This is a genomic window from Kamptonema sp. PCC 6506 (assembly GCF_000180455.1).
Classification (GTDB): Bacteria; Cyanobacteriota; Cyanobacteriia; order Cyanobacteriales; family Microcoleaceae; genus Kamptonema; species Kamptonema formosum.
Window position 1 is genome coordinate 1 of record NZ_CACA01000040.1, and the last position, 24,197, is coordinate 24,197.

22 protein-coding genes are annotated in these 24,197 nt (G+C 44.7%); 11 read left to right on the top strand and 11 right to left on the bottom strand.

Going from position 1 to position 24,197, the window contains the following annotated elements:
* Positions 1-47: 47 nt before the first annotated feature.
* Together OSCI_RS02185 and OSCI_RS02190 are read right to left on the bottom strand one after the other, a co-directional pair.
* On the bottom strand, positions 48-1,343 hold the full coding sequence (locus OSCI_RS02185) for a TldD/PmbA family protein (RefSeq protein WP_007353214.1): 1,296 nt from the start codon (positions 1,341-1,343) through the stop codon (positions 48-50).
* 135 nt (positions 1,344-1,478) lie between these two features.
* The gene (locus OSCI_RS02190; protein ID WP_007353215.1) at positions 1,479-2,339 is read right to left on the bottom strand and encodes a Tab2/Atab2 family RNA-binding protein; all 861 of its coding nucleotides are present in this window, start codon (positions 2,337-2,339) and stop codon (positions 1,479-1,481) included.
* 105 nt (positions 2,340-2,444) lie between these two features.
* Here OSCI_RS02190 and smpB point away from each other — a divergent pair, with 105 nt between their 5' ends.
* Entirely contained in the window at positions 2,445-2,924 is a 480-nt protein-coding gene (gene smpB / locus OSCI_RS02195; RefSeq protein ID WP_007353216.1) for an SsrA-binding protein SmpB, read from the top strand.
* 13 nt (positions 2,925-2,937) lie between these two features.
* On the opposite strand, the gene OSCI_RS32205 is transcribed toward smpB, so the two are convergent.
* Positions 2,938-4,170, bottom strand: a complete 1,233-nt coding sequence (locus tag OSCI_RS32205; protein WP_007353217.1) for a Rid family detoxifying hydrolase — start codon at positions 4,168-4,170, stop codon at positions 2,938-2,940.
* Between the two features lie 414 nt (positions 4,171-4,584).
* Between OSCI_RS32205 and OSCI_RS02205 the strand changes: the two genes are divergently transcribed.
* From OSCI_RS02205 to OSCI_RS02220, 4 genes are all read left to right on the top strand, one after another.
* On the top strand, positions 4,585-5,187 hold the full coding sequence (locus tag OSCI_RS02205; RefSeq protein WP_007353218.1) for a Uma2 family endonuclease: 603 nt from the start codon (positions 4,585-4,587) through the stop codon (positions 5,185-5,187).
* Positions 5,188-5,376: 189 nt separating this feature from the next.
* Complete coding sequence (locus tag OSCI_RS02210) at positions 5,377-6,360, top strand: threo-3-hydroxy-L-aspartate ammonia-lyase (protein ID WP_007353219.1); 984 nt, start codon at positions 5,377-5,379, stop codon at positions 6,358-6,360.
* A gap of 42 nt (positions 6,361-6,402) precedes the next feature.
* A complete protein-coding gene (locus OSCI_RS02215) occupies positions 6,403-6,708 on the top strand; it encodes a DUF4090 family protein (protein WP_007353220.1) in 306 nt (101 codons plus the stop codon).
* Positions 6,709-6,791: 83 nt separating this feature from the next.
* Positions 6,792-7,022, top strand: coding sequence for a hypothetical protein (locus tag OSCI_RS02220; RefSeq protein ID WP_007353221.1), 231 nt, complete (start codon positions 6,792-6,794; stop codon positions 7,020-7,022).
* A 53-nt stretch (positions 7,023-7,075) separates the two neighbouring features.
* Here the strand turns inward: OSCI_RS02220 and OSCI_RS02225 are convergent, their stop codons facing one another.
* Positions 7,076-8,014, bottom strand: a complete 939-nt coding sequence (locus tag OSCI_RS02225; protein ID WP_007353222.1) for an NAD(P)H-dependent glycerol-3-phosphate dehydrogenase — start codon at positions 8,012-8,014, stop codon at positions 7,076-7,078.
* Between the two features lie 124 nt (positions 8,015-8,138).
* The gene (locus OSCI_RS02230; RefSeq protein ID WP_007353223.1) at positions 8,139-8,567 is read right to left on the bottom strand and encodes an NUDIX domain-containing protein; all 429 of its coding nucleotides are present in this window, start codon (positions 8,565-8,567) and stop codon (positions 8,139-8,141) included.
* Between the two features lie 78 nt (positions 8,568-8,645).
* Between OSCI_RS02230 and OSCI_RS02235 the strand changes: the two genes are divergently transcribed.
* Together OSCI_RS02235 and malQ are read left to right on the top strand one after the other, a co-directional pair.
* Positions 8,646-9,023, top strand: a complete 378-nt coding sequence (locus OSCI_RS02235) for a type II toxin-antitoxin system HicB family antitoxin (RefSeq protein WP_007353224.1) — start codon at positions 8,646-8,648, stop codon at positions 9,021-9,023.
* A gap of 485 nt (positions 9,024-9,508) precedes the next feature.
* The gene (malQ, locus tag OSCI_RS02245; RefSeq protein WP_007353226.1) at positions 9,509-11,017 is read left to right on the top strand and encodes a 4-alpha-glucanotransferase; all 1,509 of its coding nucleotides are present in this window, start codon (positions 9,509-9,511) and stop codon (positions 11,015-11,017) included.
* Between the two features lie 143 nt (positions 11,018-11,160).
* Here the strand turns inward: malQ and OSCI_RS02250 are convergent, their stop codons facing one another.
* A complete protein-coding gene (locus tag OSCI_RS02250; RefSeq protein ID WP_007353227.1) occupies positions 11,161-12,255 on the bottom strand; it encodes a helix-turn-helix domain-containing protein in 1,095 nt (364 codons plus the stop codon).
* Positions 12,252-13,043, bottom strand: a complete 792-nt coding sequence (locus tag OSCI_RS02255) for a pseudouridine synthase (RefSeq protein ID WP_007353228.1) — start codon at positions 13,041-13,043, stop codon at positions 12,252-12,254. The genes OSCI_RS02250 and OSCI_RS02255 overlap by 4 nt, the downstream gene beginning before the upstream one ends.
* A gap of 445 nt (positions 13,044-13,488) precedes the next feature.
* On the opposite strand from OSCI_RS02255, the gene OSCI_RS02260 reads away from it, so the two are divergent.
* On the top strand, positions 13,489-14,286 hold the full coding sequence (locus OSCI_RS02260; protein WP_007353229.1) for a DUF2993 domain-containing protein: 798 nt from the start codon (positions 13,489-13,491) through the stop codon (positions 14,284-14,286).
* Between the two features lie 151 nt (positions 14,287-14,437).
* On the opposite strand, the gene OSCI_RS02265 is transcribed toward OSCI_RS02260, so the two are convergent.
* The 4 genes from OSCI_RS02265 to ribBA form a co-directional block, all read right to left on the bottom strand.
* A complete protein-coding gene (locus tag OSCI_RS02265; RefSeq protein ID WP_026103808.1) occupies positions 14,438-16,168 on the bottom strand; it encodes a helicase HerA domain-containing protein in 1,731 nt (576 codons plus the stop codon).
* Positions 16,169-16,399: 231 nt separating this feature from the next.
* A complete protein-coding gene (locus OSCI_RS02270; RefSeq protein ID WP_007353231.1) occupies positions 16,400-17,836 on the bottom strand; it encodes a pentapeptide repeat-containing protein in 1,437 nt (478 codons plus the stop codon).
* A gap of 4 nt (positions 17,837-17,840) precedes the next feature.
* The gene (locus tag OSCI_RS02275; RefSeq protein ID WP_007353232.1) at positions 17,841-18,074 is read right to left on the bottom strand and encodes a hypothetical protein; all 234 of its coding nucleotides are present in this window, start codon (positions 18,072-18,074) and stop codon (positions 17,841-17,843) included.
* Positions 18,071-19,849, bottom strand: a complete 1,779-nt coding sequence (gene ribBA / locus OSCI_RS02280) for a bifunctional 3,4-dihydroxy-2-butanone-4-phosphate synthase/GTP cyclohydrolase II (RefSeq protein ID WP_007353233.1) — start codon at positions 19,847-19,849, stop codon at positions 18,071-18,073. Before ribBA ends, OSCI_RS02275 begins: the two co-directional genes overlap by 4 nt.
* Positions 19,850-20,210: 361 nt before the next feature.
* Here ribBA and OSCI_RS02285 point away from each other — a divergent pair, with 361 nt between their 5' ends.
* From OSCI_RS02285 to cysK, 3 genes are all read left to right on the top strand, one after another.
* Positions 20,211-21,545: an ATP-binding protein gene (locus tag OSCI_RS02285; RefSeq protein ID WP_007353234.1), complete on the top strand. Its 1,335-nt coding sequence runs from the start codon at positions 20,211-20,213 to the stop codon at positions 21,543-21,545.
* Positions 21,545-22,933: a tetratricopeptide repeat protein gene (locus OSCI_RS02290; RefSeq protein WP_007353235.1), complete on the top strand. Its 1,389-nt coding sequence runs from the start codon at positions 21,545-21,547 to the stop codon at positions 22,931-22,933. The genes OSCI_RS02285 and OSCI_RS02290 overlap by 1 nt, the downstream gene beginning before the upstream one ends.
* A 218-nt stretch (positions 22,934-23,151) precedes the next feature.
* A complete protein-coding gene (cysK, locus tag OSCI_RS02295; protein ID WP_007353236.1) occupies positions 23,152-24,132 on the top strand; it encodes a cysteine synthase A in 981 nt (326 codons plus the stop codon).
* Positions 24,133-24,197 lie beyond the last annotated feature (65 nt).

Consider the following 24,197-nt stretch of genomic DNA (forward strand, 5'->3'; position numbering starts at 1 on the left):
TCTTCCCCTCTTCCCTAGCCCCTAGCCCCTAGCCCCTAGCCCCTCTTCTAATTCCGACCCGTAACTGACAATCCCTCTACAATTACAGAAGGGGTGTAACAAGAACCGTTCCACTCCGCATCGCTTCCTAATTCTATAAGTTGCTTAAGGGCTGTGTAAACATTTCCCGCAACCATTGTATCTTTGACTCTGCCAATTATTTGACCATTTTTTACTCTGTAGCCAAGTTCGACATTAATAGAAAACTCGCCAGAAATGCCAGCACTTCCACCGAGCATTTGATCGACAATTAGCCCGTCATCTAGTTGGGCAATTAAATCAATTAAACTCCGTTTTCCTGGTTGAATTAACTCATTAAATAAGCCCGGAGTTGGATAACTCCCTAAACCAGGGCGGAAGCCGTTACCGGTTGTACCGCTACCTAAGATTTTACCCGTAGTGCGATCGGCATAAAAGAGCTGCAAAACTCCTTTTTGAATGAAAACAATCGGGCGGGTAGGTGTTCCTTCGTCGTCAAAGGGACAGCTATAGGGCCCGGAATCGGGTGCTTGGGAAAGGGTGAGGAGGGGGGAGGTTACGGGTTCGCCGAGGCGATCGCTCCAAGGTGAGGCCCCTTCGAGCACGAGTTTGCCGTTGAGGGCCGCAGAAACGGTTCCCCACAGGAGATCCGCTGCTTTGGCTGTAAATAAAACAGGTACTCTTCCTGTGGGAGGGGGGACATTTTCTTTTGCCCAGTTTAAACGCTGTAATATCCGCTTGGTTAAATCTGCGGGATCGAGGTTTTCTCGCTGGGTTTCGCCATCGGAGACGTTCAAGAAATCATCTCCTCGTACCCATTCCGCACCTAGATAGCCGCTTAAAGTTGTGTCTGTATAGCTGCTATCTAATCCGAAGGAATTGAGTAAGCGAATGCTTTCCACTTCGCAGTCAAATTCAGCATTACAGAGGATTTCTGGGTAGGATTCTCGGATGGTGGCGATCGCATCTTTTCCCCAATTTACTAACTGTTCTACTGCTACCGATTGTCCTAAATCTGGGTAGGAAGTCTGCGAACCTGTTGTTAGTTCTATTGTCTCCGGGACACCGAGCTCAGAAAGGGCGATCGCGCGATCGATCAAAGCTTGGGGTTCTACCGATCCATAGGCTACTGCTAAACCCGGACGACCATCTCGCCATAGCCGCAACCCAGTTCCTTCTGATTCGATACTTTCGAGTTGTTTGAGCCGATTTGCTTCAAAAAACACTGGTCGCGAATGCGATCGCGACTGAAATACCTCGGCGGCTTGTGCCCCAGCTTTAGCTGCTAACTCTAGCAGTTGTTCTGCTGATTGGTCGTTGCTCATTGCTAATTGCTATTGGTTAGTTGTTAGTTGTTAGTTGTTATTTGTTACTTGTTACTTGTTAACGGTTAACGGTTAACGGTTAACAGTTAACTATTAACTGTTAACATCTATGCAATCTATTACTTACTTCCTTTCCTAAAGATTAAATTCTTGTAGTAGCCAAAATCCAGCGAAAGACTCAGATTCAGGATGCGACTGGATAGCTAAAAAATGTACTTGATTGGCTGCAACCTTGGCTGATTCAAAGCCTTTGACTTCGGCGACAATACTTAAATCTCTGAGATTAGCTAAAATCCAGCGATCGCTAGCTCCTGTTTCTAACACTAACCTTGCAGGAGGGCCGCCATCAAAGGTCACAAAAGCTAATTCCAAACCCGACATCCACGCGGCTAATGCTGTGGCCCTTGACGAGAAAATAATCAGTCCCGGAATTGGTGTCTGAGGCTTGAGCCCAAAGGCCTCTAGCCCAAAAGCTTCCCCAAACTCAATCTCCCACTCGGACATTTCCTCAAAAGCCTCAACTGGTAGAGTCACAAAACTCCATTTCTCGCCAAGGAGAGCCTCTGGTAGAGCTTGCGGGATCTCAGAACTATATTGCACAGAAGGAGTTAAGCCAGATTGAAAGCCAGGGTGAGTGGGATAGACATCCTCCATCCGTTCTCGCAACCACTGTTGTAGGGCGTAGGTACGGCGGCTGGGGGCGGCGGGAATGTGCAACTCTTCGCAAGCTTTGACAATCATGTTGGTCATCTGGCGGCGAAAAAAGCGGATTTTTTCAGGAGGGGAAGGGGAGGATGCGATCGCTTCTTTGATAGCCGCCGCCAGCCATAAGGAGTTCACGGTAGAACTTGGACAAAACTGCGAGTAGCGAAACAATGACTCTGACTTGTCGCCTACATTTAGGGGACTCTCGCAAATCAAGACTTCCCAGAGTTTTTTCTGTTGCTCGTCCACAATCGGACGGCTGTAATAATCGAGTTCCCAGATAGTTGCCATGCGCTAGTCTTAATCAATTCTGTCCTGATAACAGCTTAAAACTAAAGGGCAACAATTTTGAGGAAATACTTCCCTGACTACAGGCCGACACGCTAAATTAGATTAATGAGTGAAAAGAGTGAAAAGAAGAGCGAAGGCTACAAAATAATCAGCGACAACCGCCAAGCCCGCTTTCTCTATGAAATATTAGAGACTTACCAGGTTGGAATTGAGCTGAAGGGCACCGAAGTCAAATCGATTCGGGAAGGCAAAGTCAATTTGCGTGACGGCTATGCCTTAGTTCGCAATGGCGAAGTCTGGTTGATTAATGCCCACATTTCGCCTTGGGGAAAGGCCAGCGATTATTTTAACCACGATCCCCGCCGCACCCGCAAACTGTTGATGCACAAACAGGAAATCCGCAAGTTGCTAGGTAAGGTGGAGCAACAGGGCTTGACTTTGGTACCGTTGAAGATGTATTTCAAGAGCGGCTGGGTGAAACTTGATATTGCTTTGGGGAAAGGGAAGAAGCTACACGATAAGCGGGATAGTATTAAGGAACGGGATGATAAGCGAAGTATTGAACGGGCTATGAAGCAGTTTTAATTGTCGAATTTGATTAAATTACGGCAATACAATCTATCTCGACTAAGACATCTTTTGGTAAGCGAGAAACTTCGACGCAGGCCCGTGCGGGTGCTGTTGTGCTATCAAAATATTTGCCATAGATGGCATTAACAGCAGCAAAATCGTTCATGTCTTTGAGATAAATGGTGGTTTTGACGACATCTAACCAAGTAGCACCGGCTTCTGTGAGGATGGCTTCGATATTTGCCATGACTTGTTCTGTTTGTTTGTTTATGTCTTCGGTGTAGACGACTTGGTTAATGCGGATGTCGATCGCAATTTGACCGGCTACGAAGATCATTGTACCGCTGGCTGCGATCGCTTGATTGTATGGGCCTACTGGTTTGGGTGCGTTTTCGGTACAGATAATTTTGCGTGTCATAGTTATTGAATTTTCTGATTTTTGGTTAGAGGTTTCTGGGTTATAAATTTCTCCATCGGGCATTATTGCACCTGTGAGATCGGCATCCTTGATGCTCAGTCCATAAGTTTTTGCGTCAGTCAAATCTGCTCTTTTCAAATTAGCTCCACTTAAATTTGCCCTCATTAAATTTGCCCCTTGCAGATTGGTTCTTTCTAAATTTGCCCCTCGCAGACAAGTTTTTTTGAGGTTAGCTTCTCCCAAGTCTGCTATACTCAAATCGACATCAGACATATTAATACCTGACAAGTCAAATTTATGCAAATTGACTGCCCGGAGTTTTGCTCGTTGCAGTTTTGCATCTTGGAGTTTTACGCCAGTTAAGTTGGTCGCAGTTAAATCTGCTCCAGCCAAATTAGCCCCAGTCAGATTTGCATTACTCAAGTTTGCTCTACTTAAGTCTGCATCAAGGAAAGAGGCTCGACTTAGGTTGGCAGATTTGAGGTTTGTACCGCTCAGCTTTGCTTTGTCCAAGTTGGCATTACTGAAATTAGAATTACTTAGGTTTGCCCCATTTAAATCTGTATTACTGAAGTCTGCCAAGCTTAGATTTGCTGAATCACACTTTGCCTTACTTAAATCTGCATTTGTTAGGGATGCCCTACTGAAATTGACCCCACAAAGGTTAGCCTGAGCTAGGTTTACCTCACTCAAGTCGGCTCCACTCAAATCTGTGTTTGTTAGGTTTATTTCACTCAGGTCTGCACCTTTAAGGTCTACCCCACTGAGATTTTGTTTCTCAAAATCCCGCTGTCCATCTGCAAATCTTTCTAGCAGTTCATCAGCGTCCATAGTTACCCCCATTTTCAATCCTCTCAACTCAGTCTACCACCTAATGCCTAACCGATCGCAAATTTATTTATACTGATATCTTGCATCATATTTGATCGGCCCTGGCGATTGAAATCGCGGCTACACAAACGAAGTCCGCCTACGCGGACTCAAAGATAATTTCAACCCGCGAAGGCGGGTTTTGTCTGTGTAGGCGCGGTTTCAACCGCCGGGTAAATACAATTAATTCAACCCGCGAAGGCGGGTTTTGTTTGTGTAGACGCGGTTTCAACCGCCGGGTCTAAATCCGGTCTAAATCCGGTCTAAATCCGGTCTAAATCCGGTCTAAATCCGGTCTAAATCTGGTCTAAATCTGTATGATTGGGAAAGCACAAAATCTTCAAGCATGATAAAATCATCCTTAATAACTAATAACAGACACCTCAAATGATTGCTAACCCACAATTCCGTTACATGACTCCCCAAGAATATCTAGAATGGGAAGAACAACAACCGATTAAATATGAATACGTCAACGGTGAAGCCTTAGCTATAAAAGGTGAGGATATTCCCCACAACTCTATTGCTGTTAACTTAGCAACAGCTTTAAAAAACCATTTGCGGGGGAAAGGCTGTATAGTTTTGATGGCAGATGCCAAAGTTAGAATATCTGAAAATGGCCCTTTTCACTACCCAGATGTTATGGTAACTTGCGATGAAAGAGACAGACGCGCTATCGAATTTATCCAATATCCTTGTCTAATTGTTGAAGTTCTCTCCCCTAGTACAGAAGGATTTGATAGAGGTAAGAAATTCACCAATTACCGTCGCATCAATACATTGAGAGAATATGTTCTCATCAACGCTCAAGAAATTAGCATTGAGTGCTACCGCCTCAACGATCAAAATAAATGGGAACTCACCCACTACCAAATTGATGAAACTACCTCAGAAGGAACTGAACCAGAAGTTTGCTTAACTAGCATTGACTTCCGCTTTCCTATTTCTCTCCTCTATGAAGATGTAGAAATTCCCGCAGAAAATCAATGACATAAACTTTGTTGCTCGAAATCAAGGCTTGCTTAAAAAAAACTTAAATACTTGATAAGTAAGTGGACATAAATAAACGGTATAAATTGTAATGTGGGCGATCGCCGACAGCCATCTTATGCTATGATTTAAAGACTTTTTTCGGCGATCGCCCACCCTACGTTTAATTTAGACTACCGAGGTTGAAGAATGATTGATAACTTGTCTAATTCTATGGCCTTACCTGTAAGCATTGCCGATATTGAAATTGCGGGAAAACGCCTAAATGGTCAGGTAAATAGAACGCCTGTTTTCACGTCCCAAACTGTTAATAAGATCGCAAAATCTCAAGTATTTTTTAAATGTGAAAACTTTCAGCGCACAGGTTCATTTAAGTTTCGGGGTGCGTACAATGCTCTATCTCAACTATCAGCAGAACAAAAACAGCAAGGAGTTCTAACTTTCTCTTCGGGAAACCACGCACAGGCGATCGCACTGGCGGGACAATTACTCGGAATTAGCACAACTATTATCATGCCTGCCGATGCTCCCATCGTCAAGCAAGAGGCGACTCGCGGCTATGGGGCCGAGATTATTTTTTACGATCGCTTTCAGACTTCAAGAGAGGAACTTTGCCAGCAAATAGCTAGCGATCGCGGCTCTACAATTATCCCTCCCTACGATCGCCCCCACGTCATTGCTGGCCAGGGTACAACGGCGTTAGAACTAATCGAAGAAGTTGGGGAATTAGACCTGTTGCTGGTATGTTGCGGTGGCGGAGGTTTGCTTTCTGGGTGCGCGATCGCCACTAAGGCGCGATCGCCTCAATGTCGAGTCATTGGCGTGGAACCGGAACAAGCAGATGATGCGGCGCGATCGTTCCGCACCAAAACGCTACAAACTGTTTATAATCCTGATACAATTGCTGATGGCGCACGTACTCCTTGTTTAGGTGAATTAACATTTCCTTTAATCCTCCATTATGTGGACGACATCGTAACAGTTTCCGAGGATGCTATTCGCAAAACGATGTTTTTTATGTGGGAACGAATGAAACTTGTTGTCGAACCTACAGGCACTTTAGCAGCAGCAGCTTTGTTAGAAAATATTGTTAAAGCTGAAGGTTTGCGGGTTGGCGTAATTGTCAGCGGTGGGAATGTAGATATTAAACTTGTCAGTCAATTTTTTATATAGTGATAAAATGCTTGAGTGGTAAATTTTTGATTGTATTCTCCAATGTCTAGCGAAACAAACTCAACAGATAAAACAACAACTGGTGCTGATGCTATTGACGTAGCGATCGCATCGGGTCTGGATTTTGACGGCACTCCCATCCCTACAGCTAAACTAGAACTATATAACAAAGTCATGGGTTTAGAAGCCGGAAGACAGCGCAGCGGTGTCTCAAATACAATGCGATCGCGCATCGTGCGGATAGGCGCTAAGCACATCCCCCAAGCAGAGCTCAATCAAATGCTTGCTGATGCAAACTTTGCTCCCCTTAAAGACAAAGAAATTGCCTTTTATTACAGTGGTAAGTAAAGATTATCTACCCTTTTAGGCAGATGAAATGCCCTTCCAGGATCGGTCAAAATTTTTGATAAATCCTAGTGGAGGGTAAATTTATGGCTAGCAACGGAAATTCAGTCATTAGTAACCTTGAGTACGATTTGCTGACAGTCTTGCAAAACAAGTCTGAAGCAATTAAAGCCTACGAAACTTACATAAACGACGCTCAGGAAACTGGCTCTAACCCCTGTGCAGAACTCTTCCAAAAATTGAAGCAGACAGACATGGATCAAGCACAGGAGATCCGCCAACACCTTCAAGAAGTGATGCAGAAAGGCAAAATGTAATTTATCATTTGAAGTAGAGGTGGATGAATCCGCCTCTACTATTTAAAATCACCCTAACTATTTAGATTACTTGGAACATTAGTCTCTGGCTTCACTGTTCTTTCCATCAATGCTGCGACAGCTTGCTCAGGGGTAATTATACCATTAATTAAACGATAAACTTGAGTAGAAACAGGCACTTCAATACCCTGTTTTTTAGCCAGATCGATCAATACATTAGTAGTATTTACCCCTTCAGCAGTGCTCTGTAACTCTTCCAAAACCTGCTCTAAAGATTTGCCTTGAGCGAGCCCATAACCAACCCGATAATTGCGGGATAAAGCACTATTACAAGTCGCAAGTAAATCTCCCAAACCAGATAACCCATAAAAGGTTTCAACTTGCGCTCCCAAACGCACACCTACACGAATCATTTCCGGTAAAGCACGGGTAAGAAGAGCCGATTTTGCATTAGTTCCTAAATGCAAACCATCGCAGACACCAGCCGCGATCGCAAACACATTTTTTAAAGTTCCCCCCAACTCAGTACCCAGAGGATCGCTATTAATATAAACCCGAAAAATATCGGAACTGAAAATATCTTGTACCTGCTTCGCCGCCGCTAAATCTATACTAGCAGCAACAGTCGCAGTAGGCAAACCCTGGACAATTTCTTGAGACAGATTCGGCCCGGAAAGTACAACAATAGAACGTTCGGGAAAAGCATCATGCCAAATGCGAGAAGGAGTGCGAGTAGTAACGGGGTCTAAACCTTTAGTAGCCGTAATTATGATAGCATTAGTATTTAAATTTATCCCTTTAATTCGCTCGACTGTTTCCACAACTCCCTTCATAGAAACTGCTGAAACAATCACATCTGTTTCAATTAAAATTGAGTCTAGGTTTAAAGAACTACTACGCGACCACAAATTAACTTGATGGCCATTATTACTAGCTAGAGTTGCCACTGCGGAGCCCCAAGCACCCGCACCTAAAACTGTTAAAATTGCCATATTCTTAAAGGAAGAAGGAAGAAGGAAGAAGGAAGAAGAAGAAAGGAAGACTGGGAGAGGGGGAAGATGTAGCAATTAGCAATTAGCAATTAGCAATTAGCCATTAGCCATTAGCCATTAGCCATTACAAACGAGGCCGCATTCCATAGTGACGGTAACGCCAATAATCTCGGAGAATGCGATCGTGGTCAAAACAAAGTTGACTTGGAAACCGCCAAGGTTCAAAAAGTTCTAGATTTTTAGCATCATCAGCAGCCTGGGGTTCCCCTGTTGCTGCGGCCAAAAATACAATGCTAAGAGTATGTTGGCGAGGGTCACGATTGGGGTCAGAATAAACGTAGAATTGCTCAATTAATTCTACCTCTAATCCTACTTCTTCTTGAGCTTCACGCTTGGCAGCCGTTTCTACGGTTTCGCCATAATCGACAAAGCCACCAGGAATAGCCCAACCGTAGGGAGGATTGCATCGTTCGATTAGTATAATCGGCCTCGCGGGGCGATCGATTAATTCGATAATAATGTCAACTGTAGGAGTAGGATTGCGGTAAGTCACAGATTTGGGTAAAAATTATACTAATTTTATAATACTAGGAAGTTATAATTTATGAAAGAGTTGTAGAGAGGTAATTTTATGACTACTAATGTTACTGCCCCATCGGAAAAATCGACTAAGCTAACTTACCCAGTTATGCTTGAAAAACAAGAAAATGAAGGATATAGAGCCACAGTATTGGGCTGGCCAGAGTGTCAAGCTTTTGGTTCTACCCGCGAAGAAACTTTGACCAGTTTACGCCAGATTGTAACAGAGCGCTTAGACAAAGTAGAAATAGTTTCTCTAGAAATCGATCGCCCAAAACCAGAACATCCTTGGATGAAGTTTGCGGGTAAGTATGAAGACGATCCCTACTTCGAGGAGATGCAAGCTGATATAGCAGCTTTACGTCGCGAACGAGATGAAGAGATGGAAGCTTATTACCGTCAAATGGATGCGGAGGAAGAGACAAAATGAGTTTGTGGGTACTCGATACGGATCATGTTTCGCTTTTTCAACAGAATCATCCAATAGTTAGTAGTCGGATTAGCGCAGTCAATTCTGACGAAATTGCTGTTACTGTTATTACAGTAGAAGAACAATTTTATGGGCGGCTTAATACGAATTGCTCCTTGTGTGATTTCCCGATCTGGGGTTTTAGTAACTCGCAATCGACGAGATTTTGAGCGCGTTCCTGCTTTGAGATTTGAAGATTGGACAATATAACTATTTTGTTGGGTTCGGCCTTCTCTACTCTCTCGTCAAAATTAAACTTAAATGACGAGCGCCCTTACCACAAATTCAAGTAAGTAAAATATGCGATAATAAAAAACTGTTCTTAGCCTACTCCGGTCTTAAAAACACAACCGTAAACACTAGGATCAGAAATACCATTTGTAGGTAAAAGTGTCAAGCACTCTCTACAAAATACCCAACTCTATACTTTATATTTTAGGTTGCTTATGCCTTTTCGCAGATCGAGCGGTCTTTTACTCCATCCCACATCCTTTCCGAGTCGATTCGGGATTGGAGATATGGGATTAGAAGCGTATCGCTTCATTGACTTTTTAGCAGACAACAATCAACAATACTGGCAATTATTGCCCCTGGGCCCAACGGGATATGGCAATTCCCCCTATATGTGCTATTCAGCAATGGCGGGAAATCCATTTTTAATTAGCCCCGATCGGTTGCGAGATGAGGGTTTATTAACAGACGAAGACTTCGCACAGGTACCAGGATTTCCTCTCGATACTGTAGACTTCGATCGCGCCATTCAAACTAAACTTCCCCTCCTACAAAAAGCCAGCGAAAACTTCAAGGTTCAAGCCACTTCTATGCAGCAAACTGAATTTGCTGGTTTTTGCGAAAGCAAGGCTCACTGGCTAGAAGATTACGCCTTATTTATGGCCTTAAAAGATACCTTTCAAGGTACGAGTTGGCATACTTGGGAACCAGCAATTGCTAAACGTCAACCAGAGACTTTAGAACTGTGGCGGACAAAGCTAACTGCGGAAATTTTTCACCACAAATACCTCCAATTCGAGTTTTTCCGTCAGTGGACAGAATTAAAGCGCTATGCAAACCTGCGGGGCATTAAAATAATTGGTGATATTCCCATTTATGTATCTCATGATAGTGCTGATGTTTGGTCTCATCCTGAAACATTTTGCTTAGAAGAAGAATCTCGTCTTCCAGCTTTAATGGCCGGAGTTCCCCCCGATTACTTCAGCGCCACAGGTCAGTTATGGGGCAATCCAGTCTATAATTGGGAGCAACTACAAGCAGATAATTTTCATTGGTGGGTACAGCGTTTCCAGAGTATTTTCGATTGCGTAGACGTAACTCGGATCGATCATTTCCGAGGTTTTGATGCTTACTGGGCAGTTCCCCAAGGTGAAAAAACTGCTATGAACGGTACTTGGATTAAAGCACCCGGAACGGCATTGTTTGACGTAATTCAAGAGAAATTTGGCAGCTTGCCAATTATTGCCGAAGATTTAGGCGTAATTACCCCAGAAGTAGAAGCGCTACGGGATAAATTTGAGTTTCCAGGGATGAAGATTTTGCAATTCGCTTTTGGTGGCGCTCGCGATAATGCTTTTTTACCTTTTAATTATGTCCGCAACTGTGTAGTTTACACCGGCACTCACGATAATGACACAACTATCGGCTGGTTTGAACAACTCCAATCCTACGAAAGAGACTTCTTTTTGGGTTATTTAGGCTGCGTCGATCCTCAAGGAATCCACTGGTCTTTGATCCGGTTGGCCTTGAGTTCGATTGCGGATATCGCGATCCTTCCAGTTCAGGATATTTTAGGTTTAGGAAATATTGCTCGGATGAATTTTCCGGGCAAAGAAGAGGGGAACTGGGGCTGGCGGTATCGGTCTGGGGCTTTGAATCAGGAAATAGGCGATCGCCTTAATTCCCTCACCAATCTCTACGGCCGAGCGCCCATCAAAGAATGAAAACCCCAGAAGAAGGATGAAGGAAGAAGGATGAAAGATGAAGGAAGAAAGATTTAGTTATCTAGGAGAGAAAGATTTAGTTATTTAGGAGAGAAGGAAGAATGCTTATACAGCAAGCTTTTTTCCCTCAATAAAAACCAGGTTCAACCTCGATCTTTCCTCTTTTCTGTCGCCGCCGGGGGTTCATTGGCTTTTAAGACCACTTCTTCGATCGCCCCCGGCTGTCCTAGTTGCTTGGCCTCGCCGTTATTCACAGCCAACAGTACCCCGCCAGCGTTGCCAGCCCTGAAAAACAGTTGCTCTTTCGCTTGCCAAGTCCGCTGAGTCCCCACAGGTAAATTACCCTCAAACTCAGTTTTGCCATCAACCTCAATCAACACCCAAGTTTCCTCCTTGACAGTGACGCTAATAGTCACTTGCTGATGGGCTGCTGGTTGAGCTAAAGCGTTAGTTGCCTTTACCGACACAGAAGGCGATCCTTGGCCTGAAGCATTGGTTACTTGTGCCGAGATCGAGGGAGTTGGCTGGTTGGAGGCATTGGTTACTTGTGCCGAGATCGAGGGAGTTGGTTGGTTGGAAGCACTCGTTACCAATGGCTGCGGCGACGAGGCATAGTCATCCCGCACAGCAGCATCAGGGAAAGAAGGCTGCTTTACCGGAGCAGTCGGAAGACTAGCCCGCTCGGCCACTAAAGTGCCTTGATTTCCTGGCTGCTTGGTAACGCTTTTGCTGGGAATTGGTGCCTTAGCTGGGGGTTTTGATGCCGTCACCCCTGTTTCGGCTGTATCCGCTGTATCGGAACGACCGATCGCTTGAGATAGACCGTTGACAGACGCGACAATCACAAATAGATAAAGCAGGTACAGGTGTATCGGTCGCAGTTGAGCTAGGGGCAAATCTCGCCAAGAGGTTTTTGGACGTTCCAGTATCGGTGTTGCAGGGCAAAAGTTGGCAAACTGTTCGCCATCTAAACCCATTGCCTCCGCGTAGCGCTTGATCAAGCCTTGGGTGTAGACGGGTTCGGGCAGTTCGTCGAGTTCCCCTTCCTCAATAGCTTGCAGCAGGCGCGATCGAATCATCGTTACTACCGACACTCGTTCTAAGGAGATTGAGTGCTGTTCTCGGAATTGGCGGAGTTGAGCGCCAATTTCTGCAAGGCTTTGGGCCTGTTCGGTATTGGCTGACTCTAGGTTCTTCTTAGTTTTTTTGAAGAGTAAAAAAAATAAATTCTTCGTCATAAGTTGTGCTCCTTGACATCTACTGGCACATTTACTGATGTTAGGTTGACTCGGTTCCACAAAAAAGTAATTTCAGAATCGAGTAGAGGTCGGTAGTGTCCTGCCGGCAATTCCGGCTCTCCTGGCGGCTGCAATAGAATTGGGCCGATTGCCGTGCGGTGCAGATGAATCACTGGGTATCCCAACTGTTCAGCAACTCGGCGCACCTGTCGATTTCTCCCCTCGTAAAGAATTACTTCCAAAAGTGTCTGGGAACCGTTACGCTCTTGCACTCTAACTTGAGCTGGCAATGTCATTCTGCGTGATAGGAGAACGCCCTGACTCCACGTTTGCAATACCGATTTTGGGGGATCGCCTTCTACCCAAACTTGATAAGTTTTGGGGACGCAATGGCGGGGATGGGTCAAAGCGAAGGTGAGATTACCGTCGTTGGTGAGCAGCAGAGCTCCTGTGGATTCTACATCTAAGCGCCCTACTGGGTGAATGCCGCAACCGGCACGCAGTTTGGGCGGTAACAGATCTAGGACTGTGGTGCGCTGTGCGGGATCGGAGCAAGTTGAAACGACTCCGGCTGGTTTGTTGAGTAACAAATAGACCGGCTGGGGTCGGCGCTCTGATTTGACGCGCACTCCGTCAACTTCTATGCGATCGCTCGCAGGATTAGCTTTTTGTCCTAGCTGGACAGTATTGCCATTAACTCGCACTCGTCCAGCGAGAATCATCTCTTCTGCTTGGCGGCGAGAGGCAATGCCCCACTGGGCGAGTATTTTTTGCAGCCTTTCATCCATACAGCGGACGGCTTGGGGGAGTTATCGAATCAATAAAGGACAAGCTAAATCTTTGCATGATTTAGATGACTATGTACAAATATTACAGGAATAGTTGCTGTCTGGATGTTTCTGTTTTCGATCGCGCTGCTGAGCCTGACAATTTACTTTAGATCGGTCAATGATTGAGGGGTGTAACCCCTCATTACGTCAATGTATCATAAGAAATATAGCAACCGCCAAGACCATTAGGAGATTCTAAATTGAGCGAATGGTTCGGCAAGCGCGATCGCAGCGAAGCCCTTACTTTTATTCTCTTTCCCTTCTTCCCCTAGCCCTGAGCATCGTAGCCCCTAGCCCCTTCTTCCCCTAGCCCCTAGCCCCTTCTTCCCCCCTAGCCCCTCAAAATCGGGTGTTTAATAAAGTGCAACTTCACATTAAATTGGTATAAGTTCTGAAGTTGGCTATGGCTATGGGTTTTGATTCTCCCCAATCGGGTGATGGTGCTGGTGAAGTTAATGAATTGGGGAATGGCGCTCGCGCTTTATTGTCTGAGGAATCTCTAGGGGGTAAAGGTAGCAGAATTGTCAGTGCGGTATTGTCTCCAGCCGTGCAATTGCTGTTGAGATCGCAGGTTTCTCAGGTAAAGGAGTTATCTGTGGAGATTTCGGGTAGCGATCGCCAAATTTTGGGCGGTACAGTTCCGAAAGTGGCGATCGCGGCTAAAGGTGCTGTATATCAAGGATTGCACTTGACTGATATTTCCCTTGTCGGTACTGGTATCCGCATCAATTTAGGTCAAGTGATTAAAGGTAAACCGCTAAGGTTGTTAGAACCAATCCCAGTTGTCGGTATTGCCAGGTTAAATGAAGCTGATTTGAATACTTCACTTTCAGCACCTTTACTCGCTAAGGCTTTAAGTGATTTTTTGTTGCCGCTTTTGCCGGTAGATGTCGGCGATCTTCAGCAGGGATTAAATTTGCAAAATCCGCAGATTAAAATTGAGGCGGGCAAGCTAATATTAAAGGCAGGAATTTTGTTAAATAATGGTCAAATAATAGCTTTTTTACTGCGGACTGGTTTGGGTTTGGCAAGTGGTCGCGAGTTACTATTTGAACAACCAGAAGTGGAGATTTCGCAAGGATTAAATAGTAGAAATCTAGATAGTTTTAAATTGGATTTAGGGTCAGAAGTTGACCTTGAAGAATTAATTCTGCATCCCGGTGAGTTGGTTTGTCGAGGGGGAATTAGAGTATTGCCTTAGTTTCCCATTTTCTAGGAGGAAAGCCTGCTTTAGGCTTAGGCGGAAATTGCTTGTATAGCAGGAGGCAGGAGGAAAATGCAATACTAGAAATGGTTTGATTGAAAATGTCCTAACCGTTGTGGTGGTTGCTATACAGCGAATTCCATTCGCGCTAAAATCCTAAATCAGCCAACGCAGACTCCGCCTCCTCAAACACATCATTATCGGTCATATCTTCCCAATCAACATCCCCAATTTCCCGATAAAACTTCTCATCATAAGGACGAGTTTGCACCACAACTGGCATCGGTACAGCGTGACCTAAAACTAAAGCTTGCTGTTTAGAATCTAACTTAGAGAGAACCGATCGTAAACTTTGCCCCCCAGAAACTCCGGTAAAAATTGCATCAATATCCTTATCATCATTCAGCAAAGCAGTAATCCGCGTACCAACTTGTGACATTACCTCAGCGTCAATTCCCGAAGGCCTTTGATCTACAACTAATAGGGTGACAAAATATTTCCGCATCTCCCTAGCAATTGTACCAAAAATAGTGGAACGGACAATAGCCGGGTCGAGAAAACGGTGAGCTTCCTCAATTGTAATCACTAAAGGTTGCGGGCGATCGCAGGGATTTTTGCTTCTTAAAAAATTGTCTGCTTTCTTCACATAGGACTGGTGAATTCTGCGAGTAATCACATTCGCGGCTAACATATAAGATAGCATATCCGAATGAGAGCCAAACTCAATCACCACATTCTTACCCGCATCTAAAGATTGCAAAATTTGCCCGACATAATTATGATTAGAACGATTGCGAATATATTTTAGATCGTTTAACCGTTCGAGTTTTCGCTGTAACGCCATAATCGAAGACTTATTACCCCGTTTTTCTTCGCAGAACATTTGGATATCTTCATTAGTCATTGCCAGCAACTTGTTAATCCACGAATTGCCTAACTCATTCCGCAGAATGATGGCATTTTCTATACTTGCTTCCGAAAGATTTAACTCGCGCTGCACGAGAGAAATATCTTCAACTTCTATTTGATCGTAACTCAAATAAAGTTCCATTGCATCCCGAACACCCCTGCGTTTTGTAGCTTCAGGATCGAGAGTATAAATCTCAATTTGGCTGGGAAATAACTGCCGTAAACCTTTAACTGTGCTAAATTGCTTCCCTTCCGAAACCGCTTCCCAGCCATACTCAGAGTGCATATCAAAAATCAGATTAACTGCGGCTTTTTTGCGAATTATCCCCGATAAAAGCAAGCGAGTTAAAAAAGATTTTCCGGTTCCTGACTTGCCAAAAATTCCATTACTGCGTTCTACAAACCGATCTAAATCGAGGCAAACATCAACTTCCATATCAATCGGTTGGCCGATGGCAAAATTGCGGCGGGTGGGATCGTCTTCCCAGCCAAAGACTGCCCTAAAATCGCCCTCTGTCGCGTCAAAAACTTGAGAAAAATGGCTAGGAATTGTTTTTACAGGCAGTAGTTCAATATCAGCACTAGATTGCACTTCCATTGAAGACAAACTAGAATTATTGGACTTTCTTTGCTTGCTGTTACTGACATTAGGAGGAAAAATCGCCTGCTGTTTTTCTCGTTCCGCAGTCAACATCAACATCGGCGATAATTCAATTGTGCCATAAGTGCTACTGCCAGCGAGAACGGCCTGCATAAAATCATCGTTGGGGTGAGGCGGGTTGGCTAGAATGCGATCGCTAGATGTTCCTAATGATACATCAGTCAGCATACAAAAAAAGTGCGATCGCACTCCTCGGACTACTAAAAATTTGCCTACTCTCATTTCTTCTACGGAAACATCAGGATGTAGCCGCACTTCTAATCCCTTGCTGAGGGAACCTTGAATAACTGAACCTAAAGGTTTATCCATTTTAAATGCTAATTGGTAATTGGTAATTGGTAATTGGTAATTGGTAATTGGTGATTGGTGATTGACCAGATTTCCGTCATTGCGAGCGCAGCGAAGCAATCTCAAGTCTTTGCGATTGCTTCGCTGCGCTCGCAATGACACCAAATATTATTCACAATTACATCATAGATTATTTGTAATAATATCATAAATTACCAACAGTTAACAGTTAACAGTTAACAACTAACAAAATTATTCTATAGAATTTGGTAGCTCAAAAAATGTTTGACTAAGAGCCACATCTGTCATATCAGTTTCACTCAAATAAGCATCCGTCAAAAATACTCCCTTCAACTTTGCACCCTTCAAATTTGCACCTTTGAGATTAACGCCTCTGAGATTAACTCGAAATAAATTAGCCTCAGTTAAATCTACCTCACTCAAATCAGCACCCTCCATATTTACTCTCATCAACTCAGCTTTTCTGAGGTCAGCACCGCTTAAATTTGCGCCGGTGAGGTCAGCTCTAGTCAAGTCAGCGCCTCTCAAATCTGCTGCACTCAAGTTTACATGAAGCAAACTCGCTCCTGTCAAGTCAGAACCTCTCAAATCTGCCTCGCTCAAATTACCACCGCTGAGGTCTGCTCTAGTAAAATCTACTTCTCTAATGTCAGCAGCGCTCAAATTTACCTGATGTAAAATCGCACCCGTAAAATTCGCTCCTCTTAAATCTGTACTCTCTAAGTTTGTACCTTTAAGGTAAGCTTTTTTCAAGTTAGCTTTGCTAAGATCTACTTTTGTCATATTGGCACCGCTTAAGTTAGCACCGCTTAAATCAGCACCGCTTAAATCAGCACCGCTTAAATCAGCACCAACTAAATTTACCCCTTGCAGAGAAACATTGGGAGCGATTAAGTAGGCTCCAGCAAAACTGGGGTCAATACCTTCAGAAAATAAAGTTCGATTATTATAAACAGCTTTTTCTAAAATGGTGGCAATTAAACTTGCTTCTCTTAAATCTGCGCCGCTGAGGTTGGCTCCAGATAAATTTGCTCTATCGAGTTTTGCGCCAAATAAGTTGGCTCTAATTAAACTTGCTCTCCTTAAGTCAGCTCCTTTCAAATCAGCACCGGTCAGATCGACTTTGCTGAGATTTAGTCCTGGTAGCGAGACGCTGGGAGCAAGCAAGAAAGCTCCTGCTTCAGTGGGGTTAATATCTTGGGGGAAAATGGTGCGGTTATTGTAAACAGCTTTCTCCAAAATTGCACCGCTCAATTGGGCTCCCCGAAAATCTGCGCCGCTGAGGTTGGCTCCGGCTAAGTTGGCTTTATCTAAGTTGGCTCCAACTAAGTTGGCCATAATTAGACTTGCTTGCTGGAGGTTAGCTCCTGTTAGCTCTGCTCCTACAAGAGTTGCTTCTTTGAGACAGGCTCCCCTCAAGTCTGCTTCGGTGAGGTTAGCCAAATTCATGAATGATTCGGATAAGTCTGCTCCGCTGAGATTGGCTCGGCTCAAGTCTGCTTCGATCAGGTCTGCATATTTGAGGCTAGCATTGTTGAAGTTAGTGTCTCTGAGGTCGGTTCCCCTCATGTTGGCTCCCCGGAGTTCCGCACCCGCGAGGTTAGTACCTTTGAGTTCTTGTCCTCTGAGATCGAGGCGGTTGAGAAAGTCACCAACGTTCAATTCCATGTCACTAAGTCCCTTGAATTGACACTCCCAACCCTAAAGGGGATGGGATTCTGAGCGAGATTTCTCTCTCAATATCCCAGAGAGATAATTGAATATTCTCTGGGTTCCTGCCCATACGCCGTTTGCCTTTTTGGCGCAGCGTATTATCTGGAGTTAGGAGATATTCATTGGCTTTTCTCTGGTAAATTGTTTTCAGACAATAGGTTTCTAAGTGCTGACTGGGTTGAATGGGTTTCAAGTTTCTGACTCGTGAGTTTTGATATTGGTGAAACTGTATATTACTTGAGATTGCAGGTGTGCTGCCATTGAGGAAGGGAGAACAGGGAGGGGAAAGGTTTGCCTGTCTAATTTTACCTGTAAGGTTTTGAGGGGATCGGCACCGGAGGATACCATGAATTCCAATTTTTGCAGTTGGGGCCAGGTGGTGGCGATTTCGTCGAGAATTTGGGCGATCGCATTTATGTAAGGGTGGTTGGGTTCGGAGTACCAGTGGGGGGCCGCAAGTCCGGCTTGATCGAAGCCTAGATGTACGATTAAGGAGGCTTGGCCGAAGAGGGCGATCGCGACTGGTCTAGCTTCTTCTTGCAAGATTAAGTCATGGCTTTTCGCGATCGCCCGCAGTTTCTCTAAGCGATCGTAGCGATCGTAAATTGGGATTTGAGGACTGGAGGCGAGGAATTCTAGTTCTCCTGCTTCTGCTTCTTCTTTCCTCTCTCTTCCTTCTTCCTTCTTCCCTGTTCCTTCTTCCTTCATTTCAATTGCTACTGTGACTAAATAGGTCTGTAACAGTAGGTGGCCGAGTTTTTCGGCTTTTGTGGCCAAATACATGGAATTGTAGTCTGTGGCTTCGATCAGTAGGGGAACGCGATCGCTAACTTCAATTCCATAACCTTTTAAACCAGCAATTTTGCGGGGATTGTTGGTAATCAAGCGGATCTTTTTGACACCTAAATCGTTGAGCATTTGCGCCCCCACGCCGTAATTTCGCAGGTCGGCGGGAAAGCCTAAGCGTTCGTTTGCCTCGACGGTATCAAAGCCAATGTCTTGCAGGGAGTAAGCTTTTAATTTGTTGACCAGACCAATTCCTCTGCCTTCTTGCCGTAAGTAAACTATTACGCCCGATCCGGCATTTTCAATCATTTTCAAGGCCGCTTGTAACTGCATTCGGCAGTCGCAGCGCAGAGAACCCAAGGCATCTCCGGTCAGGCATTCGGAATGGACGCGCACCATGACTGGTTTATCTTGGAAATCCGCGAGGTCGCCTTTGACTATGGCGACGTGCTCGGTATTGTCCTGAAGGTCGCGGTAAGCGTAAATCATGAAATCGCCGAATTGAGTGGGCAATTTGGCGACGGTTTCGCGGCGGACAAAGCGATCGTGTTTGAGGCGATAGCTGATTAAATCGGCAATGCTGATAATTTTGAGCTGGTGGGTTTTGGCGTATTCGATTAATTCTGGCAATCTGGCCATCGAACCGTCGGGGTTTTGAATTTCGCAGAGAACGCCTGCGGGGTATAGTCCTGCGAGTCTTGGTAAGTCAACTGATGCTTCGGTGTGACCGGCGCGTTTTAATACGCCGCCTTCTTTTGCTCTGAGGGGGAAAATATGACCGGGACGACGCAGTTCTTCTGGTTTGGTGGTGGGGTTGATGGCGATTTGGATGGTGCGAGCTCGGTCTTCGGCGGAGATGCCTGTGGTGACGTTGCTAACGGCATCGATGCTGACGGTGAAGGCGGTTTGATTGCTGTCGGTGTTTTTGCTGACCATCAGGGGGAGGTCGAGTTGGTCGAGGCGATCGCCAGTCAATGCTAGACAAATCAATCCCCGCGCCTGAACTGCCATGAAGTTAATCATGTCTGGGGTGGCGAATTGGGCAGCACAAATGACATCGCCTTCGTTTTCGCGGTGTTCGTCATCGACTACTACTAGGGCGCGTCCGGCCTTGAGTTCCGCTAGGGCGGCATCTATTGAGTCAAATTCAAAGGGTTGAGTGGAGTTGTTGTTGGGCTGCACAGAGGAGTTCAATTTAACGAAACCGTAATGTTATGAAATGCTAATTTGTTTTTAATTGTAACCTTTTGGCTTCGGTACAGAGGCGATCGCATCTCACCTCGGATAGATTTGGCACGATTACTGGGTTTCTATACTATAAATATCGAAAGTTGTCAATAGTTGAGTTGTAGAAAAATAATCAAGATGCAATTAAACGTAAGGGCGATCGCCGACAACTATCTATAGCTATGAGTTACAAGTTTTGTTGCGGCGAGCGCCCACCCTACAAGTTATAGTGTTTATTTATGTTCATCTACGTAGAAGATTCGCTTCTAGGTTTTAATTAAATTAATTAGAATCAAAGCTAATTATCTGCGTATTTATGAGTACCAAAGAAACGCTTCAGGCACTCCGTGCTGCCCTCCAATTTTCTCCCGACAACGTACCCCTACGCCAGCACCTTGCAGATACTCTTTTAGGGCTGGGACAATTTGAGGAAGCTGAGACAGAGTATAGATTGGCGCTGGCGATCGCACCGTCTACCCACCAACTTAAATTCGGTCTAGCCCGCGCTTTCTATCAGCAAGGCAAGAGTGCTCAAGCGGTGGTAATTGTCGAAGACCTACTCAAAAGTTCCGAAAATCGAGCTAGCGTGTATCTATTATATACTCGCATCCTGCTAAGCACTGGCGAGGTCGGACTTGCAACGAAGCAATACCGCAAAGCAGTTGAGGCTGACCCTGCGGTTAATGACCCAGAATTGGCTGAGAGACTAGGCTTTGTCTTGAGAGACGGTTTACAGAATGCAGGTAGCGATCGCAACTTCTTAGAAGATACAGCCTCTCCCCTAGAAACATCCCACGAAAAACCTACAATTACCTTCAAAGATGTGGGCGGAATGGAAACAATTAAAGAAGAAATTCGCCTCAAAATTATCTATCCCTTAACCAACCCAGAAATTTATCAAGCCTACGGCAAATCTATAGGCGGCGGAGTTTTGCTCTACGGCCCTCCCGGTTGCGGCAAAACATATCTCGCTAGAGCTACCGCTGGAGAAATTCAATCCAAATTCATCTCAATTGGCATTAATGATGTCCTAGATATGTGGATTGGAAATAGCGAGAAAAACCTGCATGAAATCTTTCAGCAAGCGCGGCGAGATCGACCTTGCGTACTTTTCTTTGATGAAGTGGATGCGCTAGCAGCAAAACGCACTGATATGCGCCAAGCGGGGAACCGCCAAATTATTAACCAATTCCTTGCCGAATTAGATGGCTCTCAAACTTCTAACGAAGGTATTTTAATATTAGCTGCGACAAATGGCCCTTGGTTTTTAGACTCAGCTTTCCGCAGACCGGGGCGTTTTGATCGCATTCTTTTCGTACCGCCGCCAGACCTTCAAGCGAGGGCAGTTATCTTGCGGTTGCTGTGTCGCGGCAAGCCAATTCAAGACATTGACTTCGATTATTTGAGTAAAAAAACTGAACATTTTTCAGGTGCAGATTTGAAAGCAATTCTTGATTTAGCAGTGGAGAAAAAATTGCAGGAAGCGATGAAACAAGGTATCCCCAAACCTCTGACTACAAAAGACTTGGCAGCGGCGGCAGACACAATCAAACCCTCCGCACAAGAATGGTTTGCTACTGCTCGCAACTATGCCTTATACTCAAATCAAGGCGGTGTCTACGACGATATTCTCAAATACTTAAAACTATAATGGGCGTACATCTAGAACGAGCCGAGATTTTACTCCAACAATCTCGCTACGAGTTGGCAGAAAAGGAACTGCGCGAAGAGTTAGCAACTGACCCCGAAAATTCGCTAGCTCATGCTTGGCTAAGTTTGTGCTTAATTGAATTTCGGCAATATGAAGCTGCTGTCAAAGAAGCCGATTTAGCGATTCATGTCGCCCCGGATTATTCCTATGCTCACTACGTACAGGCAAGCGTTGCTCTCAGGCTTTATAGAGAGTACCGCCGGACTTTAAATGATGTTAAACAATTGCAGAAATCAGAATTAGCAATTGCTGAGGCAATCCGATTAGAGCCGGAAAATGCTGATTACTTTTGTTTCTTAGCAATTCTGCACATACAGAGAGCTGAACGCTGGGAAAAAAGTCTAGAGACTATGACTGTTAGTGATTTATTTACAGGCAAAAGACCTTATAGGGATTGCTACTTGAAAGCTTTAGAAACAGTTGAACGAGGTTTAAGAATAAACCCCCAACATCCAGAATCCCTTAATATCCGCACAGCAATTCTGTCCGAATTAGGTCGCAAGCAGCAAGCGAGAGCTAATGTTAAATCCGCACTGCTCAACGATCCTGAAAATCCTAGTGCACTTAGTAGTTTGGGATGGTTTGTGCTGGATGAAGAGCGAAATGAAGCAGCATTACAACACTTTATGGCAGCTCTCAGAATTGATCCCCAATTAGAAAATGCTAAATTGGGTGTAGTTGAAGTTTACAAACGCAGATACTTGACATATCGTTGGTTGAGTATCACTACAAAAATAGGTCGGATAGTTGCGTATTTTTTCTTGACAATTGTGATTGGGGAATTGATTTTTGCAATTTTTCCTATTAACAGTATCTTTCCCAGGTGGCTACCAGTAATTTCATTTGGATACTGCTTGTTAAGTATAGTCTTTCCTTTAGTATTTACCTTGGTTTTGCAGTTTAACTCCTCCGAGAAATTGGCGACCCCTTCAACCGAGTTGATAAAAGCTAGCTTTGTATGTGGTATTATTTTTGCTTTCACTTGCTACTGCACTTCGGGGACTATAGGTGCTGAAGTTTTATCAAATATGGAAGCGAGAAAGTTAACAGTTTTATCTGCTCTTGCCCTTAGTGTACCACTAATACCAGTGGCGGTAACAATTGCTTATCCCCCAGGGCGAGAGAAGGTTTGGATGGTAAGTTACGCGGCTGTTGTTGTGATTTTGAGTTTAGTTGGAATGACTTTGTTTATTGCAAGGAATTATATGCCGCCAGCAGTAGGGATGATTTTAACAGTAGTTAGCTTTCTGTGTTTGGGGATTTCTGGAAGCGCAGCCTTCGTATCTTATTTGTTTGCTACTATTATTTTGACCTCTCCACTGAGGTAATAAATACTGTATTTGACAAAATCTGTGATAATTAGTAATTACTTGGGTAATGGCAAAAGCATTTGCACCAGAAATTTTGGATTTCACGGTAAATAAAGGCTCAATTGCTTCGACCCTACAATGCCTTTAAATCTTGAAAAACCCTAAAACTTTATCGATAAAGGGGGCTTTCATGGTAAAAACACGATCGTTGATAAAAACATCACAGGGGTATTTCCATGAGAATTGCTAAAGACGTGACGGAACTAATTGGGCGGACTCCTTTAGTTCAGCTTAACAAAATTCCGCAAGCAGAAGGTTGTGTAGCTCGAATTGTAGTGAAGTTGGAAGGGATGAATCCGGCAGCTTCAGTAAAAGACAGAATTGGCGCTAGCATGATTCTAGCAGCAGAAGAGGCGGGAGCGATCGCACCAGGGAAAACAATTTTAGTAGAACCGACTTCGGGAAATACGGGAATTGCTTTGGCAATGGTAGCGGCGGCGAAAGGCTACCGTTTAATTTTAATCATGCCAGATACGATGAGCTTAGAGCGGCGGGCGATGCTGAAGGCTTACGGGGCAGAATTGGAATTGACACCGGGGTATGAGGGGATGAAAGGTGCGATCGCGCGGGCGACAGAAATTGCCGCGACAACTCCCAATGCTTTTATGCCGCAACAATTCAACAACCCCGCTAACCCTAAAATTCACCGGGAAACGACAGCAGAGGAAATTTGGGCAGATACGGATGGTGAGATCGATTTCTTAATTTCTGGGGTTGGTACTGGGGGGACAATTACAGGCATTGCTGAGGTAATTAAACAGCGGAAACCGAGTTTTAAAGCGATCGCAGTTGAACCTGTCAACAGTCAAGTGCTCGCGGGAGGTAAAGCGGGCCCGCACAAAATTCAAGGTATTGGCGCGGGATTTGTGCCCGAAGTCCTTCGCAAGGAACTAATCGATGAAGTGATTGCCGTTACCGATGACGACGCGATCGCATTTAGCCGCAGATTAGCCAAAGAAGAAGGATTGCTTTCAGGTATCTCTGCCGGTGCAGCTTTATCAGCAGCAATTACCATCGGCAAACGCCCAGAAAATGCTGGGAAACTGATAGTAATGGTGCAACCTAGTTTTGGCGAACGTTACCTGAGTACAGTGCTGTTCAAAGATATCGAAGCTGTTAAGGAATCATCGCCTTCCCTAACAACTACTGTATCATAATAATCAATTGTATTAGGCTCGGATTTTGTGAGGTATTGTGGCGCAGAGAATGTACGTCTCGACTA